Origin of the sequence: Breoghania corrubedonensis, from assembly GCF_003053845.1 — a bacterium.
Lineage (GTDB): Bacteria > Pseudomonadota > Alphaproteobacteria > Rhizobiales > Stappiaceae > Breoghania > Breoghania corrubedonensis.
The window spans coordinates 1-19586 of record NZ_QAYG01000002.1; the positions used below are offsets into that span (position 1 = coordinate 1).

17 protein-coding genes and 1 pseudogene are annotated in these 19586 nt (G+C 64.4%); 3 read left to right on the plus strand and 15 right to left on the minus strand.

Annotated elements, in window-relative coordinates; translation table 11 throughout:
• Window positions 1-79, plus strand: a pseudogene (locus tag C8N35_RS07985) (IS5/IS1182 family transposase); the annotation flags it as partial.
• 336 nt (window positions 80-415) lie between these two features.
• Here C8N35_RS07985 and C8N35_RS07990 read toward each other — a convergent pair.
• The 10 genes from C8N35_RS07990 to C8N35_RS08035 form a co-directional block, all read right to left on the minus strand.
• The gene (locus C8N35_RS07990; RefSeq protein WP_210203456.1) at window positions 416-2545 is read right to left on the minus strand and encodes a sodium-translocating pyrophosphatase; all 2130 of its coding nucleotides are present in this window, start codon (window positions 2543-2545) and stop codon (window positions 416-418) included.
• Between the two features lie 180 nt (window positions 2546-2725).
• On the minus strand, window positions 2726-3943 hold the full coding sequence (locus tag C8N35_RS07995; protein WP_107989171.1) for an MFS transporter: 1218 nt from the start codon (window positions 3941-3943) through the stop codon (window positions 2726-2728).
• A 393-nt stretch (window positions 3944-4336) separates the two neighbouring features.
• The gene (thiL, locus tag C8N35_RS08000; protein WP_107989172.1) at window positions 4337-5329 is read right to left on the minus strand and encodes a thiamine-phosphate kinase; all 993 of its coding nucleotides are present in this window, start codon (window positions 5327-5329) and stop codon (window positions 4337-4339) included.
• A gap of 9 nt (window positions 5330-5338) precedes the next feature.
• Entirely contained in the window at window positions 5339-5809 is a 471-nt protein-coding gene (nusB, locus tag C8N35_RS08005) for a transcription antitermination factor NusB (protein WP_210203476.1), read from the minus strand.
• Window positions 5810-5898: 89 nt separating this feature from the next.
• The gene (gene ribH, locus C8N35_RS08010) at window positions 5899-6345 is read right to left on the minus strand and encodes a 6,7-dimethyl-8-ribityllumazine synthase (protein ID WP_107989173.1); all 447 of its coding nucleotides are present in this window, start codon (window positions 6343-6345) and stop codon (window positions 5899-5901) included.
• 818 nt (window positions 6346-7163) lie between these two features.
• The gene (locus tag C8N35_RS08015) at window positions 7164-7766 is read right to left on the minus strand and encodes a riboflavin synthase (RefSeq protein WP_107989174.1); all 603 of its coding nucleotides are present in this window, start codon (window positions 7764-7766) and stop codon (window positions 7164-7166) included.
• A 4-nt stretch (window positions 7767-7770) separates the two neighbouring features.
• A complete protein-coding gene (gene ribD, locus C8N35_RS08020) occupies window positions 7771-8931 on the minus strand; it encodes a bifunctional diaminohydroxyphosphoribosylaminopyrimidine deaminase/5-amino-6-(5-phosphoribosylamino)uracil reductase RibD (RefSeq protein ID WP_428977106.1) in 1161 nt (386 codons plus the stop codon).
• A 59-nt stretch (window positions 8932-8990) separates the two neighbouring features.
• Window positions 8991-9470, minus strand: coding sequence for a transcriptional regulator NrdR (gene nrdR / locus C8N35_RS08025; RefSeq protein ID WP_107989175.1), 480 nt, complete (start codon window positions 9468-9470; stop codon window positions 8991-8993).
• 9 nt (window positions 9471-9479) lie between these two features.
• Window positions 9480-10793, minus strand: a complete 1314-nt coding sequence (gene glyA / locus C8N35_RS08030; protein ID WP_107989176.1) for a serine hydroxymethyltransferase — start codon at window positions 10791-10793, stop codon at window positions 9480-9482.
• Between the two features lie 509 nt (window positions 10794-11302).
• The gene (locus C8N35_RS08035) at window positions 11303-11506 is read right to left on the minus strand and encodes a DUF6898 family protein (RefSeq protein WP_107989177.1); all 204 of its coding nucleotides are present in this window, start codon (window positions 11504-11506) and stop codon (window positions 11303-11305) included.
• 119 nt (window positions 11507-11625) lie between these two features.
• Here C8N35_RS08035 and C8N35_RS08040 point away from each other — a divergent pair, with 119 nt between their 5' ends.
• On the plus strand, window positions 11626-12081 hold the full coding sequence (locus C8N35_RS08040; RefSeq protein ID WP_107989178.1) for a GFA family protein: 456 nt from the start codon (window positions 11626-11628) through the stop codon (window positions 12079-12081).
• 120 nt (window positions 12082-12201) lie between these two features.
• On the opposite strand, the gene C8N35_RS08045 is transcribed toward C8N35_RS08040, so the two are convergent.
• The 5 genes from C8N35_RS08045 to C8N35_RS08065 form a co-directional block, all read right to left on the minus strand.
• Window positions 12202-13515, minus strand: a complete 1314-nt coding sequence (locus C8N35_RS08045) for a L,D-transpeptidase family protein (protein ID WP_245926731.1) — start codon at window positions 13513-13515, stop codon at window positions 12202-12204.
• A gap of 530 nt (window positions 13516-14045) precedes the next feature.
• Entirely contained in the window at window positions 14046-14558 is a 513-nt protein-coding gene (gene ldtR / locus C8N35_RS08050; protein ID WP_107989179.1) for a transcriptional regulator LdtR, read from the minus strand.
• A gap of 418 nt (window positions 14559-14976) precedes the next feature.
• Window positions 14977-15390 carry a DUF6163 family protein gene (locus tag C8N35_RS08055; RefSeq protein WP_107989180.1) on the minus strand — a complete coding sequence of 138 codons (414 nt, stop codon included), beginning with the start codon at window positions 15388-15390 and terminating at the stop codon, window positions 14977-14979.
• A 105-nt stretch (window positions 15391-15495) separates the two neighbouring features.
• A complete protein-coding gene (locus tag C8N35_RS08060) occupies window positions 15496-16560 on the minus strand; it encodes an enoyl-CoA hydratase/isomerase family protein (RefSeq protein ID WP_107989181.1) in 1065 nt (354 codons plus the stop codon).
• A gap of 368 nt (window positions 16561-16928) precedes the next feature.
• The gene (locus C8N35_RS08065; RefSeq protein WP_107989182.1) at window positions 16929-18068 is read right to left on the minus strand and encodes an isobutyryl-CoA dehydrogenase; all 1140 of its coding nucleotides are present in this window, start codon (window positions 18066-18068) and stop codon (window positions 16929-16931) included.
• Between the two features lie 372 nt (window positions 18069-18440).
• Between C8N35_RS08065 and hemB the strand changes: the two genes are divergently transcribed.
• Window positions 18441-19436, plus strand: a complete 996-nt coding sequence (hemB, locus tag C8N35_RS08070) for a porphobilinogen synthase (protein WP_107989631.1) — start codon at window positions 18441-18443, stop codon at window positions 19434-19436.
• Window positions 19437-19586 lie beyond the last annotated feature (150 nt).

Genomic DNA, 19586 nt, shown 5'->3' on the forward strand with positions numbered 1-19586 from the left:
CGCAACACGCTACGAGAAGACGGCCAGAAACTATCTCGCCGTCGTAACTCTGGCCGCAATCGTCCTCTGGCTTCGATAAATGTCCACACAACCTAGGCTTCGGAATCGGGGTTCCGGCTTGAAGGAATTTCGGAGCGCGCTTTCGCGCGCTGATGTCTGGATTCCGGGTCTGGCCATGCAGCTTCGCTGCAAACCGCCCGGAATGAGGAGCAAATGTTTGGCTTGAAGCCAACCCCACACACCCTCATTCCGGACAAGTGAGGCGGCAGCCGAGCGCCGATCCGGAATCCAGACATCAGCGCGCGCGAAAGCGCGCTCCTCATCCCTTCCCTTCTCCTCCCTCTCCCCGGAAACGGAAAGGCCCCCCGCGAGCATCCTCGCGGGGGGCCTTTTTCTTTGTTTCAGATCGCGCCTGTCAGTGCGACAGCACGGCCAGCAGTAGCAGCGCGACGATGTTGGTGATCTTGATCATCGGGTTGACCGCGGGACCGGCCGTATCCTTGTAGGGATCGCCGACCGTGTCGCCCGTCACCGACGCCTTGTGCGCCTCCGAGCCCTTCTGATGGACCACACCGTCCTTGTCGGTGAAGCCGTCCTCGAACGACTTCTTGGCGTTGTCCCAGGCACCGCCGCCCGCCGTCATCGAGATGGCGACGAAGAGGCCCGTGACGATCACGCCGAGAAGCATGGCACCCAGGGCAGCGAACGCGTCCGACGGCGTGGCGACCATGTAGATCACCCCGAACACCACCAGCGGCGAAAGCACCGGCAGCAGCGAGGGCACGATCATTTCGCGGATAGCCGCCTTGGTCAGCATGTCCACCGCGCGGCCGTAATCCGGCTTCTCGGTGCCCTGCATGATGCCCGGCTTTTCCTTGAACTGGCGCCGCACCTCTTCCACGACAGCACCCGCCGCACGCCCCACGGCGGTCATCGAGATACCGCCGAAGAGATAGGGCAGCAGACCGCCGAACAGCAGGCCGGCCACCACGTAGGGGCTGGAGAGCGAGAACAGCGAGTTGACGTCGATGCCTTCGAAGATCGAGCCCGGCGCGGCGGTCGCCGCGAAGTGGCGAAGATCCTCGGTGTAGGCCGCGAACAGCACCAGCGCGCCGAGACCGGCCGAACCGATCGCGTAGCCCTTGGTCACCGCCTTGGTGGTGTTGCCGACCGCATCGAGCGCGTCGGTGGTGGCCCGCACTTCCGCCGGCAGATCCGCCATTTCCGCAATGCCGCCCGCATTGTCGGTGACGGGGCCGAACGCATCCAGCGCAACCACCATGCCCGCCAGCGCCAGCATGGTGGTGACCGCGATGGCGATGCCGAACAAGCCGGCGAGCTGGAAGGTGACGATGATGCCCGCGATGATGATGAGCGCCGGCAGCGCGGTCGCCTCCAGGGAAACCGCGAGGCCCTGGATCACGTTGGTGCCGTGACCGGTCACCGAGGCCTGCGCGATGGAACGCACGGGACGATATTCGGTGCCGGTGTAGTATTCCGTCACCCAGATGATCAGCCCGGTGATGACGAGACCCGACAGCCCGCACAGGAACATGTCGGTGCCGGTGAAGGTCTTCGGTCCGGCGGTGAACTCGGTGTCGAAGCCGATCCAGAAGGCGACGATCAGCGCCAGTGCCACCGCGGAGAGCACGGCGGTTGCGATGAAGCCCTTGTAGAGCGCGCCCATGATGGAATTGGAGGCGCCGAGCTTGACGAAGAAGGTGCCGGCGATCGAGGTGATGACGCAGGCGCCACCGATGACCAGCGGCAGCATCATCATCTGCGCGGCGACCGCCCCGGTGAAGAAGATCGAGGCCAGCACCATGGTGGCGACGACGGTGACCGCGTAGGTCTCGAACAAGTCGGCCGCCATGCCGGCGCAGTCGCCGACATTGTCGCCCACGTTGTCGGCGATGGTTGCCGGGTTGCGCGGATCGTCTTCGGGAATGCCCGCTTCCACCTTGCCGACGAGATCGCCGCCGACATCCGCACCCTTGGTGAAGATGCCGCCGCCGAGACGCGCGAAGATGGAGATGAGCGAGGCGCCGAAGCCGAGCGCGACCAGCGCGTCGATGACTTCGCGATCGGTGCCGTCAAGGCCCATCGGCCCGGTCAGCACCCAGAAGTAGACGGCGACGCCCAGCAGCGCGAGGCCGGCGACCAGCAGGCCGGTGATGGCGCCCGACTTGAAGGCGATGGCAAGGCCAGCCCCCAGCGAACGCGACGCGGCCTGTGCCGTCCGCACATTGGCGCGCACCGAGACGAGCATACCGATAAAGCCGGCACTGCCCGAAAGAACGGCGCCGATCAGGAAACCGATGGCCGCGGTGATGGAGAGGAGCCACCAGGCGATGAAGAAGACGACGACACCGACGATGGCGATGGTGGTGTATTGCCGCGTCAGGTAGGCCTGCGCGCCTTCCTGGATCGCACCGGCGATCTCCTGCATTCTCTGGTTGCCGGCATCCGCCGCCATGACGGACTGGATCGCCCAGACGCCATAGACGATCGAAAGAAGACCGCACAAGATTACGACATAGAGCACGATAGGGCCCCTCCCCTTATTTTATAGAGGTCACGCCCGGATCACCTTGCGGCATTTCCGGACACTTCACTGCACACGCAAGCAGACTCGCCCGCTTGCGGGATTTCACGCAGGCAAACCGTATCGAGACTTCTCACGAGGTCAAGCACAGGTTGCAGCGTTGGGGCGAAAGTAGGGGTGTCAGAACGACGCGCGCCGTTCCCGGATGGCGAGCCAGACGAGCAGCGCAAGACAGAACGCCACCACCGGAAACAGCATCCAGTTGATGGTTTGCCAGCCGTAGTCGTTGAGCACGTTGCCCGACGCGAACGAGGCCATCGCGACGAAACCGAAGACCAGGAAGTCGTTCGTCGCCTGCACCTTGGTGCGTTCCTCGGGGCGATAGGTGTCGGTGACCATCGAGGTCGCGCCGATGAAGCCGAAGTTCCAGCCCAGCCCCAGCAGGATGAGCGCGAACCAGAAATCCTCCACCGCGACGCCGGAAAGCGCGACGATACCGCAGCCGACCAGCAGTGTCAGGCCAAGAGCGACGATCCGCGATTTGCCGAAGCGCGCGATCAGCGAGCCGGTGAAGAAGCTCGGTATGTACATGGCAAGCACGTGCCACTGGATGGCAAGGGCGGCATCTGTCTGGGTGTGGCCGCAGGCGATCATGGCCAGCGGCGTCGCCGTCATGACGAAACTCATCAGCGCATAGGAGCCGATGCCGCAGGCCACCGCCACGATGAAGCGTTCCTGGCGGATGATTGTCAGGATCGGCCGACCGCTGACCGCCCGTTCCTCGGCCGTCGGCTTGGGAATGCGCACGAAGAAGACGAGGCAGAACCCGATCGTGTTCAGGACAGCGATCGCCGCGAACGAGCCGGCGAACATGATCGGCGCCAGCATGTCCTTGGTGGCGATCACCGTTTGCGGTCCGACAATGCCGGCGATGAGCCCGCCCGCCATCACCCACGAGATCGCCTTGGGGCGGAAGGCATCGCTCGCGGTATCGGCGGCGGCGAAACGGTAGCTCTGCACGAAGGCGCCGGCGATGCCGCAGCCCATCGTGCCGATCAGCAGGGTGACGAAGCTCGCCTGGATGATGCCCAGGCAGGCCAGAAGCCCGCCGAGCCCGCCCAGCACCGCCGCCCCCATGTAGGCATTGCGGCGCCCCAGATGACGCATGATATAGCCGGCCGGCAGCGTGCCGCAGGCCGTGCCCAGCACGAAGAATGTGACCGGCAGTGTCGCGAAGCTCTTGTCGGAGCCGAGCAATTCGTGCCCGGCCAACCCGCCGAGCGCGACCACGATCGAGGCCGTCGCCCCGCCCACGGACTGCGCCACCGCAAGCAGGAGAGCATTACGGCGCGCGAGCCGGTCACCGGCTTCGATATTCAACTGTGCTTGGACGGTCATGGCGGAATCCGGATCGTAGGCGGGACCTTCCGATACGTTCGATGGGCTGTCTCCGCAACACATTTTGGAATCCGAACAGTTCCAGGGCGTTCAAGCTCTCACCTTTGATGCCGTTGAATCAGTTTCTCAACGATATGAATCAAACTTCAAGCGAAATATTGCAAGTTACTGATATCAGGAGATTTACAGACATGCCTGACGCAACCGGAGGTTTTGTGCTGCAAAAGCGGGCGGCAGAACGCAGGGACGGAGAGCACCCCATCCGGCACGCTCTCCACCGTCATCCCGGGCGCTGCAACGTACAACGTTGCAGCGCCCGGGATGACGCCGGAGAGGTCCGTTGATGAAGCGGGAACGACACCGAACGGGACGGACACACACCCGGCAACGGCTTCAAAAATGCGAGTACCCGGCCGCCGCGCCGAAATCGTAAACCTCGCCGGCGCGCCGGTAAGAGACCTTTGCCCCCGCCTCGATCCGGCCGATTCGGGAAAGCGACACCCCGCTTTGTGCCACCGCCGCCTCGAAGGCGTCCGTCTTTTCCGGTGCCACGGCAACGAGCAGTTCGTAGTCGTCGCCCCCCGTCATCGCGGTGACGAAGGCCGCATCGTCTCTCACGGTCAAAGCCGCGGCATCGGACAACGGCACCGCGTCGAGATCGATCTCGGCTCCCACACCCGATGACCCCGCCATCTTGGCGAGATCGCCGACGAGACCGTCGGAAATATCCATCGAGGCGCGCGCATGGAGACGCACGGCTTCCGCCGCCTGCGTGCGCGGTTCGGGCAGGAGATAACGCTGGAGGAGATGGTCGGTCTGCGCGGCATCGAGCCCCCAGGCCCTCGCCTTGTCCCGATCGTGCCGAAGCGCGAGACCCAGCGCCGCATCGCCGATCGTGCCGGTGACATAGAGACGATCGCCAGCCCGCGCGCTCGAGCGGCGCACGGCACTCCCCCTCGGCAGCGCGCCGATGGCGGTGACGGAGAGCACCGGTCCCGCGCTCACCTTGATCGTGTCGCCGCCATAAAGGGGAAAGCCGTAGGCCTCCTGGTCCGCCTTCAGACCGGCGCAGAAATCGGCGACCCAGCGCTCATCCCAGTCGGGCGCGAGCGCGAGGCCCAGCAGATAGCCGAGCGGCCGCGCGCCCTTGGCCGCGAGATCGGAGAGATTGACCCTGAGCGCCTTTTGCGCGATCGCGCCGGCCGGGTCGACGGTGAAGAAATGAATGTCGGCGGCCAGCGCGTCCTTGGTGAGGACGAGGTCCTCACCTTCCGCCGGGCTCAGAACGGCGGCGTCATCGACGAGCCCGACGCTGCCGGGATCGGTGGCGAGCGGCGCCAGATACCGCTCGATCAGCTCGAACTCGTGCGCCCGCTCCCCCGCCATGGTCTCCCGCTACTCGCTGCGCCGGGCGTCGAACTCGCCGGGCCGTATTTCGCGCCCGATCCGGTCGAGCACCCCGTTGACGACCTTCGGCTCATCCTCGCTGAAGAAGGCCTTGGCGACCTCCACATATTCCGAGATGATCACCCGTGCCGGCACTTCCACGCGCCGGATCAACTCGTAGACACCGACGCGCAGGATCGCGCGGAGGATGGAATCGATCCGCTTCAGCGGCCAGTCCTCCTGCAGCGCCTGATGGATGCGCGGGTCGATCTCGCGCTGTTTCGCCACCATGCCCTGCATCAGATCGCGGAACCAGTCGGGATCGGCCTCGCGGTACTGCTCGCCGTCGATCTCCTGGCCCAGCCGGTACATCTGGAATTCCAGGATGATATCGGCCAGCGTCTGGCCCGACATCTCCATCTGGTAGAGCGCCTGCACGGCGGCGAGCCGCGCGAGCCCGCGCTTGTTCGCCGGCCGCATCTCGCGCACGCCCTTCCCGGCCGCGCCCTTTCCCCCGGACGGGCCGCTCTTGCCGCCTTGCGATTCCGGCTTTTCGTCTGCCATCATCTTCAGGCCCCGATTTTCTCTCGCACGGCGATCATCGCGAGCGCCGCCTCGGCGGCGAAGCCGCCCTTGTTCTTCTGGTCGACCTTGGCGCGCGCCCAGGCCTGGTCGGAATTTTCCACCGTCAGAATACCGTTTCCGAGCGCCACGCCCTGATCGACGACCATGTCCATCACGGCGCGGGCGGATTCGCCGGCCACGATATCGTAATGCGAGGTCTCGCCGCGAATGACGCAGCCCAGCAGCACGAAACCGTCATAGTCCGTGCCGCCGTCATCCGCCGCGATCAGCGCCATGGAGAGGGCTGCCGGGATTTCCAGCACGCCGGGCACGGAAATCCGGTCATAGGTCGCCCCGCCGAGATCCAGCGCAGCCACGGCCCCGCGCACGAGTTCGTCGGAGATATCGTCGTAAAAGCGCGCATCAATGATGAGCAGGTGCGGAGCGGCCATGGCTTGGTGCTTTCATATTCTTGTGTGAGGTGGCGACAGGAACCACTTATGCGGGCCTTTGTCCAGACCCTCGGTGGTGCAGTCGCGGTGCTGGGTGAATGGGGTGTCGGCTTGACGAGGCAAGGAATGAGACACGCGACAATGTCGCGGCGCGGGACGGGTTCCCATCATCCGCAGCAAACCTCGCCAGCGTCACCCCGGAGGGCACGTGGAAAGACGAGTCGTGACGCTCTGGCGTTTCATCCTTTCGATGTCATCCCGGCCGCAGCGCCTGCGGAGAGCCGGGACCCAGTAACCTCAGCCGCCGGCGCGGGACGGGAGGAGCCAGTCCACCTCTATCGCGCAAGAGCGTTTGACGGCGCTGTTTACTGGGTCCCGGGTCAAGCCCGGGATGACATCGCGAATGTCCGGACCACCGAGTTTTGTCGCCATCTTCATGAAGCAGCGGGAATGACACCATTGCCTTTCACGGCAATAAGAACGGAAGAAACACCTCCCGCCCCTCAGTCGAACTCGCGAAGCCATGTAAAAATATCGATTCAAAAATCAAAAACGAATAAATTACCTTGCGTAATTTATGTGAATCATGGCTACATAAAATTCTCATTAATTTTACACATGAGCGGACAACAATGGCATATCGAAAGAAGAATGGTAGGGACACATGGCACTGGTGCAAAAACTGCAGCAATTGGCCAACCTCGGATTTTGATGAGAAGGTGAGAAAACCCACCTCCGGGGAGCTTTGCAACGAATGCCAAGCAAAAGATGGTGCCGGGACTTGCAAAAAGTAAAGCTCTGCAAAAAGCGACCGACTCTCAGTCGAACTCGCGCAGCCGCGCCACGTAGCGGGCCATCATGTCGACCTCGAGATTGATCCGGTCGCCCACCTGCCGGTCGCCCCAGGTGGTGACGGCCACCGTGTGGGGAATGAGGAAGACGGAGAATTCGTCGCCCTCCACCTCGTTCACCGTCAGCGAGGTACCATCAAGCGCGACGGAGCCCTTCTTGGCGATGAAACGGGCAAGCTCGTGCGGAGCGCGGAAGCGGAAATAGACGCTGTCGGGATGATCGCGGCGTTCCACGACCTCCGCCAGACCGTCCACATGGCCGAGCACCAGATGCCCGCCAAGCTCCGCGCCAAGGCTGAGCGACCGCTCCAGGTTGATCCGCGAGCCCTCGCTCCAGGTGCCGGCCGTGGTCAGACTCAGCGTCTCGGCGCCCGATTCCACCTCGAACCAGCCCTCGTCGCCGTCCATGCCCGTGGCGATCACCGTGTGGCAAACACCGGAACACGCGATGGAGGCGCCGATGTCGATGCCTTCGATGTCATAGCCGCATGCGATCCGGGTACACCGGCCCGCGGGGATCTCCCCGGCTCGAACGACCCTGCCGATATCGGTGACGATGCCGGTGAACATGTCTCTATTCCTCGCGACGATAATGAACGACCCTGTCCCGTCCCAACCGGCGCGTGCTGACGCGCGTGAAGGCGGGGTTTCCGGTTATCGTTTCAAGCGGCATCTGTCCAAGCGGCGCAATGCCGCCCTCGCCGATCGGCTCCGCCCCGGTGGACAGCACAACTTCATCGACCAGCCCGCTCTTCACGAAGCTCTCCGCCGTTGCCGCGCCGCCTTCCACCATCAGCCGCGTGACCCCGCGATGCGCCAGCGCATGAAGCGCGGCGCGAACATCGATGCGGCCCGCCTCGTCCGCCGGCACGGTGATCACCTCCACGCCGGCCTTGATCAGCGCCGTGGTCCGCTCGATTGTGGCGGCGGCCGTTGTCAGCACCTTCACCGGCACCTGACCCGCCGTCTTCACGAGTTGCGAGCCGATGGGCAGGCGTGCGGCGGAATCGAAGATGTAGCGCACCGGCGAGCGGTCGGCGAGCCCGTCGAGGCGCACGTCCAGCATCGGATCGTCCGCCAGCGCCGTGCCGATGCCGACAAGGATCGCGTCGGCTTCCGCCCGCATGATATGGACGAAGCGCTGCACCTCGCGGCCCGTGATGAGAACCTGTCCGCCGCCTCTTCGCCCGATGAATCCGTCGGCGGAAACGGCAAGCTTCAGCGCGACCTGCGGCCGGCCTTCGGCGAACCGGCGGAAATGGCCGATATTGGCCGCCCGGCATTCCCCGCCCAGCACCCCGCGCACGACCTCGACGCCCGCCTCGCGCAGCATCATGGCACCCTTGTCGGCGACCCGCGGGTTGACGTCGGAGGTTCCGATGACGACGCGGGCGATGCCGGCCTGCGAAAGAGCGAGCGCGCAAGGCCCGGTGCGGCCCCAGTGGGCGCAGGGTTCCAGCGTCACATAGGCGGTTGCCCCCCTGGCCTTCTCGCCGGCCTGGGCAAGCGCCACCACTTCCGCGTGCGGACGGCCCGAGGGGGCCGTCGCTCCGCGCCCGACCACCACCGGCACGCCGTCCTTTTCCGCGACGATGACCGCGCCGACGGATGGGTTGGGCCAGGTCACGCCGCGCGTGCGCCGGCCCATGGCCAGCGCCATGCGCATGAAACGTTCGTCGTGGGGAAGAACCTTGCCGCTATCGGGCGCGACATCGTAGCCCGCTGCCGGCGACACGGAGGAAGCGTCGGCCACGGCGCCTTCCTCGCAGCACACGTCTTGCGACCCCCGCCCGCTCACGACGGATCCCGCTCCGGGGGCAGGTCTTCCGCGTTGAGCTCGCCGAGCAACGTCTCGAAGTCCTTCGCCTCGCGAAAGTTCTTGTAGACGGAGGCGAACCGCACATAGGCGACGTCGTCGAGCTCGCGCAGGCCTTCCATCACCAGCGTGCCGATCTGCTCGGCCGGAATGTCGCTTTCGCCCGAGGATTCAAGCTGTCGCACGATGCCGGAAATCATCCGCTCGATGCGCTCCGGCTCCACCGGCCGCTTGCGCACGGCGATCTGCACCGAGCGTGCGAGCTTTTCGCGGTCGAAGGGCGCGCGCCGGCCGTTGCGCTTGATCACGCTCAGCTCACGCAGCTGCACGCGCTCGAACGTCGTGAACCGTCCGCCACATGTGGAGCACACGCGGCGTCGCCGGATCGCGGTGTTATCCTCGGTCGGACGACTGTCCTTGACCTGGGTTTCCTCACCGCCGCAATAGGGACACCGCATGCACGCTTCCTAGTACTGATAGATCGGAAAACGGTCGGTCAGTGCGATGACGCGCTCTTTCACGCGTGCCTCGACTTCCGCGTTGCCGTCCTCGGAATTCGACGTACGCAGGCCGTCCATGACCTCCGCGATCATCGCCCCGATCTCGCGGAATTCCGCCTGGCCGAAGCCGCGCGTCGTGCCCGCGGGCGTGCCGAGACGGATACCGGAGGTGACGAAGGGCTTTTCCGGGTCGAAGGGGATGCCGTTCTTGTTGCAGGTGATGTTGGCCCGCCCAAGCGCTGCCTCGGCCTTCTTGCCGGTAGCGTTCTTGGGGCGCAGGTCGACCAGCATGGAATGGTTGTCGGTGCCGCCCGACACGATGTCGAGCCCCTGCTCCTGCAGGCTGGCGGCCAGCGCCTTGGCATTGGCGACGACATTCGCGGCATAGGTCTTGAAGGACGGCTGCAGCGCTTCCTTCAGAGCCACGGCCTTGGCGGCGATGACATGCATCAGCGGCCCGCCCTGAAGACCGGGGAAGACGGCCGAGTTCATCTTCTTGGCCAGCGCCTCGTCATTGGTCAGGATCATCCCGCCGCGCGGGCCGCGAAGCGACTTGTGTGTCGTCGTCGTCACCACATGCGCATGCGGGATCGGCGAAGGGTGAACGCCGCCGGCCACAAGGCCCGCGATGTGCGCCATGTCGACCATCAGATAGGCGCCCACCTCGTCGGCGATCTCGCGGAAGCGCTTCCAGTCCCAGATGCGCGAATAGGCTGTGCCGCCGGCCAGGATCAGCTTCGGCTTGTGCTCGCGCGCCTTCTCGGCCACCGCGTCCATGTCGATCAGGTGATCGCCCTCGCGCACGCCGTAGGAGACGACATTGAACCACTTGCCCGACATGTTGACGGGCGAGCCGTGGGTGAGGTGGCCGCCGGAATTGAGATCGAGGCCCATGAACGTGTCGCCGGGGTTGAGCAGCGCCAGGAACACGGCCTGGTTCATCTGGCTGCCGGAGTTCGGCTGCACATTGGCGAAGCCGCAATCGAACAGCTTCTTGGCGCGCTCGATGGCCAGTGTCTCGACGATGTCGACATACTGGCAGCCGCCATAGTAGCGCTTGCCCGGGTAGCCCTCGGCGTACTTGTTGGTGAGGATCGTGCCCTGCGCCTCCAGAACGGCGCGGCTGACGATGTTCTCGGAGGCGATCAGCTCGATCTCGTGGCGCTGGCGGCCGAGTTCCTTGTCGATCGCATCGGCAATCTCCGGATCTGCCTCGGCAAGCGGCTGGGTGAAGAAGTCCAGCTGAACGGGCTCATCGACGGAAGATTTCGAAATCGACATGAGGCACGCCTTCCTGCGTTTCGGGTGTTCAGGTGTTCGAACTGTTCGCAAGCCGGATCACGGCCATCAAGGCCCATTCGATCCGCGTTGCCGCCAATAGCATACCGCCCGGGGCGAACCAAGCCCGTTCGCTAACCATAAGGTCGGATATCCGGTCGGATTTGCCGGCGTCTGCCCCTTAAGTGGGGACAGGCCGGCAAAAGACAAACCGGCGGCCCGAAGTCTCTCACCCAGCGCAGCGCACAGGCCCTTCCCCCACAGGAGAGGCGATCGGAGGCGCACCTTCATGGTCCGTCGCAGAAAACCCGACCGGAACCGTCGTGGATATGAGTTGGGCAGATCCGGGCCTCGATCACCGGATACCTGCCATTTCGGTAAAACCCTCCAGTGTCATCCCGGACGCGGAGCGGTGCGAAGTGCCGCTTCGCAGACCCGGGATGACGCGGGAAAGCCCAATCAATGAACCCGAACCTTCAGCCGTACGACCGTGTCCGCACGGCCCGTCCTCCTCAGGCGCCGCCCTGCTCCAGCCGCCGCTTCAGCTTGCGCACGGCGAGCCGGCCGAGCTCCTCCTGCGAAACGGTGAGCGGTCCGATCATTGACACCTCGACGCCGGTCGCCTCGTCGATGGCCGAAACCTTCACCTGCCGCCCGACGCGCGTGAATTCCAGGAAAATCCGTCCCGGGCCGGACGGCGTGCCGCCCTGTGTCATGCTGTCTTCACTCCTGTCGCCCGCCTGTGTGCCGCCCTCGCGTGCCGCGCCACAATGCTTGTGCCTCCAATGCACGTTTCGTATATGCAATTTGCGCAAGCACGAACATGGGGCCTGATATGGATTTGCTATCGTCTCCCCGCGAAGGGACATGCCGTTGCGGACAGATCCGCATGAAGATTTCCGCCAGGCCCCTCGCCACTTTCGCCTGTCATTGCCGCGAATGCCAGCGCATGAGTTCAAGCGCCTTCTCGCTGACCGTGATGGTTCCCGCCGAAGGGTTCGAGATCGTCGAGGGCGAGCCCGTCAAGGGCGGGGCCCGCAGCGCCGGCATCGACCACTATCATTGCCCCCATTGCATGAGCTGGCTGTTCACCAGGGTCGCCATGCTGCCCCAGTGCGTGAATGTCCGCGCGACGATGTTCGACGAGCCGGACTGGTGCCACCCCTTCGTGGAGACCATGACCCGCGAAAAGCTCGCCTGGGTCACCACACCGGCCACCTACAGCTACGATGGCTTTCCCCCGCCCGAGGAATTCATGACGCTGCTCACGGAATACGCGTCGGCGACCTGAGCGCACGGGCGACCCCGCCCATTCCTTTCCCCGATCGCCTGCCCGTGAAACCGAAAAGGGCGCCCTCTTTCGAAGGCGCCCCTGAATGTGCCGGAAATCCGCGCGCGAGAAACCGCCGCCCTATTGCAGGACGATCTGCGGCCCCTCGATCTCGCTGCCGTTGAGACCATCGCGATTGTAGATATCCTCGCGGAAGTTGACCACGCCCTTGTCGGTCGCCCAGGCGGTCACATACGCCAGATAGAGCGGCACCTCGTTATCGAGCGTGACATCCACCCGTTCGCCGGAGGCGATGGTGGAATCGACGCGCGCGCGATCCCAGTCCGGCGTTGTCGTCTCGAGCAGCCACGTCACCATGTCGCGCACGTTCTGAACGCGCACGCAGCCCGAGGAGTCGAACCGGTAGTCCCTGGTGAACAGGCTCTTGGACGGCGTGTCGTGCAGGTAGACCTGATACTTGTTGTGGAAGTTGATGCGAACCGAGCCCAGCGAGTTGTCCGCACCCGGATCCTGACGGAAGCGCAGCTTGGTGGCATCGTCGGTGTTCCAGTCCACGTCGGTGGCCTGCAACTCGTTGCCGTGCCAGTCGTAGATGCGGATGTGGTTCTTCGCCAGATACTTCGGATCCCGCTTCATCTTCGGGATCAGGTCCTTGCGGATGATGCTGACCGGCACCGTCCAGAACGGATTGAAGTTCAGCTGATAGATCTTGGAGGCCAGGATCGGCGTCTGCCGGTCGATCTTGCCGACGACGGCCGTGTGGCGCGAACGCACCACGCCATTGTCGACCGCCTCGATCTCGGCCGCGGGAATGTTCACCATCACATAGGTGTCGCCGAGATAGCCCGACATGGCGCGCACGCGCACCAGGTTGGTCTGCAACTGGCGCAGGCGCACCGCGGCCGGCACATTCATCACCGACTGCACGACAGGACCGACCACGCCGTCCGGCGTCAGGCCATGGCGGATCTGGAAATGACGCACGGCGGCGTCCACGTCACCGTCGAAACGCTGGCCGCTGATCTTGTCAGCGGAAAGATCGCCGGAGGAGACCAGCCGGTGCCGCAACGCAACCACCGCGCCGTCCCAGGAGCCGAGCTTCAGGCTGCGTCCCGGCGTGCTCACTTCCGCCCAGCCGCCATTCGACACGATCTGCTGGTACTGGTGGATCGCCTGCTCGATGTAGGTCACCGTCGACGGCGAGAGCGTCGGCTGGTGGGTGCGGATCTGATCCAGATTCTTCATCGTGTCGTCGAGCTTGGATTCCCACTCCTCGTGCTGCTGGTAGTTGCGCAGCGCTTCAAGCGGCGATTCCGCGAGCGCCGGCCCGGCGCTCAGGCCGGCAGAGAGGGACGAGGCAAGCAGCAGCGCGGCCACAACCGCGAGGCGGCATGCCGTCGATCGGGTCTCGCCGGCGGCGAAGTTTCGGTTCACGGAGTAGTCTCCCGGATGCGGTTCGCGCAGGGGCCGCGAGGCCTCGCGCATGACGGATTTCTGGTTTGCGGTATCACCTGCGCCCGGGCAAGGCAACAAAGCCTGACTCTCGGGCACGAATTCGTGGCCCACCTGCTTCATCGGCAATGACACGGACATACATGCCGCGAGCGCGCTTATTTCGCCCGTAACCGCGGAACACTCGATACCCACGAGGCCCATTGCGACGCGTGCCCCGCAACGCCCGATCATGTCGAATCATTCGCGTCTTGCCGGGGCCGAACCTGATCGTGCGCCGAGATTCCACTTCATTATGGCAAGTTAATGTCCCGTGCGGAAGCCGCAGGACTGCCGGGCACGCACAAAAAAGCCGCACGGGCATCCGCGCGGCATCCGGCAGTGCGAAATATCGGGAAACACCGCCCGCCACCTGCGCTCAGGCGGCACCGCCTGAGCGACAAGGAGGGGGCTCGGATCAAGACCGGGAGCGCATCCATGCACATCGCATCGATGCGATCCGCAACAGGCACTTACAGCCGATAGAGGATCTGGTCGGTCCAGAACCGTTCCAGCCGGCGCAGCGACTGGTTGAGCTGCTGGAAGTCTTCCGGCGCGATCTCGCCGACCGTTTCCACCGAGCGCATGTGCCGCTCGTAGAGATCGTTGACGATGTTGGCCACTTCCAGACCGCTCTCGGTGAGGCTGACGCGGACCGAACGGCGGTCGACGCGGGAACGCTCGTGATTGATGAACCCGGTATCGACCAGCTTCTTCAGGTTGTAGGAGACGTTGGAACCGAGATAGTAGCCACGCGACCGCAACTCGCCCGCCGTCAGCACGCTGTCGCCGATGTTGAACAGCAACAGTGCCTGCACGCTGTTGACGTCCGAACGACCCATCCGGTCGAATTCATCCTTGATGACGTCAAGCAACCTGCGGTGCAAACGCTCGACAAGAGTAAGCGCCTCCAGGTAAAGCGGCTTGATTTCCGTATTACCTTCGTCCTGCGCCAGGACCTCGACTGCCCTTTTTGCCGTGATCATCTGGTTACGCCCCTTATGTCCTGTTCATGTGCGGTTTTGTTCCGCTTGATGAGGACATTAGACGTGCTGTTATAAAATCTGCTTAAAAAGCAGCATGAATCTTCTCTTAAAGACCCCTTGGAAACTTTAGAAGAATCCCACTCCGCGAACCGTGCTCCGCACCACGTTCGCCCAAGGGAATCCCTCGCGCACAAGCCCCCCGACCAGGCACCGCGAGACCTTGCCGCGCGACGCCTGACTCTGCCGCAACTCAAATTTTTTTCTAAAATGGAAGCGGTCGACGCAACCACGCCGGGCGAAAACCAAAGCCGGCAAAGCGCGTAACGATCAAGAAGCGGGAGGCTGTAACGCGGGAAGGACGGGTCCGAAGGAAAGATGTTTGCGGGGACGACCGGGCCCGGCCCCCGGCGCCCCTCCCCTATTCCTTGCGCCGCTCGCGTTCCGACAAGACCGTCAGCGTCAGATAGACCGCGATCGTCACCATCATGAAAGTGATCTCATAGGGCCGCGAGCCGAAAATATCCTGAAACATGGTGTGCATGACGACCTGCGAGAGCACCCGGAGAAGCCACATGACAGGGCCCCAGGAGGCGGCCAGCCACAGGCCGATGCCGGCCACCATGTCGAGCACGCCGAAATAGGCCGTCACCACCTGCCATTCGACCGGCATGTCGACGAACATCACCCCGCGCCACGGCACATATCCGACGATGCGCGCCCAATGGATGATGCCGCCGCCGATCAGCAGGATCGCCAGGAACCGCAGGTACCACACCAGTATCGTGCGCCATGGCGGGCGCGCACGGGCGAAATCCTGCAACAGGGTCAGCATGAATGGCACATTCCGATTATGACCGGGCCCTCATGCCCCGGCACGTCCACCGCGACGGGACCCACTGGGCCCCGCCGGCATCACACGCCTTGATGAAGCGCGGCCTCAACGCAGGTCCAGATCCCCTTCCTGCGGTTGCATGAAATGCCTGTCGATGGCAAGCGATTCCACATCCTCCAGCCGGGCCGGCTGCCAGTCGGGCGCGTTGTCCTTGTCGACAAGCACCGCCCTGACACCTTCGTAAAAGTCGTGTCCGTCGAGAATGTGGCTGAGGATCCGGTATTCCATGATCATGCAGGCGTCGAAGTCGCGACTGGCGCCCTCGTGCACCTCCTTGAAGGAGACCTTCAGGCTGGTCGGCGAGCGTCCGCGCATCGTCGCCGCCGTTTCCTTCGCCCATTCGGCATCCGCGCCCGAGACCGCATCCAGCGCCGCCAGCACCTCCTCGACGCTGTCGCGGGAGAAGCAGTCCTCGATGGTCTGCGCGCGCGGCTCCAATTCCGCCACCCCGGACGGCCGCACGGCGAAGCGCGCCAGCGCCGTCTTCGCATCGCTCTCCTGCACCAGCGCCTCCAGGATCTGGTCGAACTGGTCGCCCTCCGCGCAATGGGTCAGCACGCCCGCCCACAGCGCGTCAGCCTGCTTGAGCCGGCCGCCGGTCAGCGCGCAATAGAGCCCCACGGCCTGCGTGCGCAGACGCGGCAGCAGATGGCTCGCCCCGACATCGGGAAAGAAGCCGATACCCACTTCCGGCATGGCGAACAGCGTTTTCGCCCCGCCGACGCGATAGTCGCCATGCGCCGAAAGCCCGACGCCGCCACCCATAAGGATGCCGTCGATCAGCGACACGACGGTCTTGGGATAGTGCTTCAGCCGCGCGTTCAGCCGGTATTCGTCGGCGAAGAAGGAATTGCGGGCGGCCCGGTCGCCATCCCTCATCTCGTAAACGGCTCGAATGTCGCCGCCGGCGCAGAAGGCCTTGGGATGCATCGAGCGCAACACGATGTGATCGATCTCAGGATCGTTCTCCCAGGCGTCGATCTGCATGCGGATCGCATTGATCATGCCATGGGTCAGCGCATTCAGCGCCTGCGGCCGGCAAAGCGTGATGATCCCGGCATGGCCGCGGGCGTCAAACAGCACTTCGAACTGGGCAATCGGATCGTTCACGCGTGATTTCCTTCCTGGTTGTTCTTGTCAGGTCGCGGCCCCGGGGGCCTTCTGGAGAGGAGGTTATCGTGTTGCCCGCATGGAAGAAAAGGGCGACATGTGCGCCCTCATGCGGAAAAGGCGGCCGGACGCCAAGCACGCGGACACCTTTTTCATCAGGCATCTTCATTCAATCTTTCCGACGTCATCGCGGGCGCGCCGCAGCACGTCAGTGCTGTTGTGCAGACCCGGGACCTCGAGCAGCAGGCACCGAGGCAGATCCCGGATCTGCGAAGCGGCACTTCGCGCCGCATCGCGTCCGGGATGACGCTGGAGGGATCTGTTGAAATAGCACGGACCGGCTTGTCCAGGCTCGCTTGCCGCCCCGCTCACCCCGCCAGCAACTCGCGCGACACGATCAGCCGCATGATCTCGTTCGTGCCCTCCAGAATCTGGTGAACGCGAACGTCGCGTAAGTAACGCTCGATCGGATAGTCGCGCAAATAGCCGTAGCCGCCGTGAAGCTGCAGCGCCTCGTTGACGACCTTGAACCCGGTATCGGTGGCAAGCCGCTTGGCCATGGCGGCAAAGCGGGTGGCGTCGCTTTCCTTGGCATCCACCTTCATCGCCGCCTTGTGCAGCAGCAACCGTGCCGCCTCCAGCTCGCTCGCCATGTCGGCGATGCGGAACTGCAGCGCCTGGAATTCGGCCAGAGCCCGGCCGAACTGCTTGCGCTCCTTCATGTAGGCGATGGCGCGCTCAAGGCATGTCTGCGCCGCCCCCAGCGAACACGCGCCGATATTCAGCCGCCCGCCGTCGAGCCCGGCCATGGCGATCTTGAAGCCCAGCCCCTCGCCGCCGACGAGATTTGCCGCCGGCACCCGGCAATCGGAGAAATTGACCTGCGCCGTCGGCTGGCTCTTCCAGCCGAGCTTCGCCTCCTGCGCGCCGAAGGAGAGCCCCGGCGTGTCCTTCTCCACCACGATGCAGGAGATGCCCTTCGGCCCCTCCTCGCCGGTTCTCACCATCGCGACATAGAGATCCGCCGCCCCGCCACCGGAAATGAACGCCTTGGAGCCGTTGAGAACGTAAGCATCGCCGTCGCGCACGGCCTTGGTGCGCAGCGCCGCCGCATCCGATCCCGAGCCCGGCTCGGTCAGGCAGTAGGCGGCGAAATGCTCCATCGTGCAAAGCTTCGGCAGGAATCGCCGGCGCTGTTCGTCACTGCCGAAGCGGTCGATCATCCAGGCGGCCATGTTGTGGATGGAGATATAGGCGGCCGTCGAGGTGCAACCCTTGGCCAGCTCCTCGAAGATCACCGCCGCATCGAGCCGGGAAAGTCCGGAGCCGCCGACATCCTCGCCCACATAGATGCCACCGAAACCCAATGATGCCGCCTTGCGCAGCGTCTCGACGGGAAAGAACGACGCCTCGTCCCACTCGCGCGCATGAGGCTCCATTTCCTCACGCGCGAAATCGGCGGCCATTTCCTGAAAGGCGCGCTGCTCCTCGCTCAGGGCAAAATCCATCCCGTCTCCTCCCCGTACCGGCCTCCCCGCCGGATCGATGGTCTTTTCTGTCGGCAATCGGGATATCGGGCGGAGCGGGAAGCGTCAATCGGACAAGAAGGAGGAAGGAACGGGAGCAACGGGTGCCCCGCGATCTCTCCACCGTCATTGCCCGGACTGCGCCAGGGCCCGGACTGCGCCAGGGGATGACGGTGGAGGGCGCCAAGAACCGCAACAAGGATGCGGCGCAGGTGCCTGCGCCCATGTGCCGACCCCATTCCCCCACCCGCGTCATGGTGCTACACCATGCCTCACTGGGAGAGACACGCCGAATATTGGAGCCAGAGAATGAACGTCGAACCGCGCAAGCGCCGCCCCATGCCCGAGATTGACATGAGCGGGATCCTGGGTGGCAAGCGGATGCGACGCAACCGCCGCGCCGACTGGTCGCGCCGGCTGGTGCGCGAGAACACGCTGACCGTCGACGACCTGATCTGGCCAATCTTCGTCATCGACGGCGAGAAGCGCCGCGAACCGGTTGCCTCCATGCCGGACTGCTACCGTCTGTCCGTCGACGAGGCGGTGCGCGAGGCGGCCCTTGCCGCCTCCCTCGGCATTCCGGCGCTGGCGCTGTTTCCCTATACGGACGACGCCTTGCGAGATGAAACCGGTTCGCAGTCGCTCGATCCCGACAATCTGGTCTGCCGCGCCTGCCGCGCCATCAAAAGGGAAGTGCCGCATATCGGCCTTGTCACCGATGTCGCGCTCGACCCCTACACCAGCCACGGCCACGACGGGCTGCTGGAAGGCGAAACCATCCTCAACGACGAGACGGTGCGCGTGCTGGTCGCCCAGGCGATCAACCAGGCGGAGGCCGGCGCCGATGTCATCGCGCCGTCGGACATGATGGACGGCCGCGTCGGCGCCATCCGCGCAGGGCTTGATGCGGTCGGCTTCCAGGATATCCAGATCATGGCCTACTCGGCCAAGTACGCCTCGGCCTTCTATGGGCCCTTCCGCGATGCCATCGGCACCAACGCGTGCCTGAAGGGCGACAAGCGCACCTACCAGATGGACTACCACAATTCCGACGAGGCGATCGTGGAAGCGGGGCTCGATCTCGACGAGGGCGCCGACATGATCATGGTCAAGCCGGGCCTGCCCTATCTCGACGTGGTGCGCCGTCTGAAGGACGCGTTCGCGGTGCCGACCTACGCCTACCAGGTGTCCGGCGAATACGCGATGATCTGCGCGGCCGCCCAGAACGGCTGGCTCGATTTCGACAAGGCGATGGTGGAAAGCCTGGTCGCCTTCAAGCGCGCCGGCGCCGACGGCATCCTCACCTACTTCGCCCCGAAGATCGCCAAGCAGCTCGCCAAGGGGCTTTGAAGGGCGGGACGTTCGGCGTCTGTTGCCCATCCTTTGCGGCCCATCCTGAGGAGCCGTCGCAAGACGGCGTCTCGAAGGGTGGGCCGCTTGTCCGCGTCCACGGGATCGGCCCTCGAACCCTCCAACACCGGAATCAAAATCCCAACAATT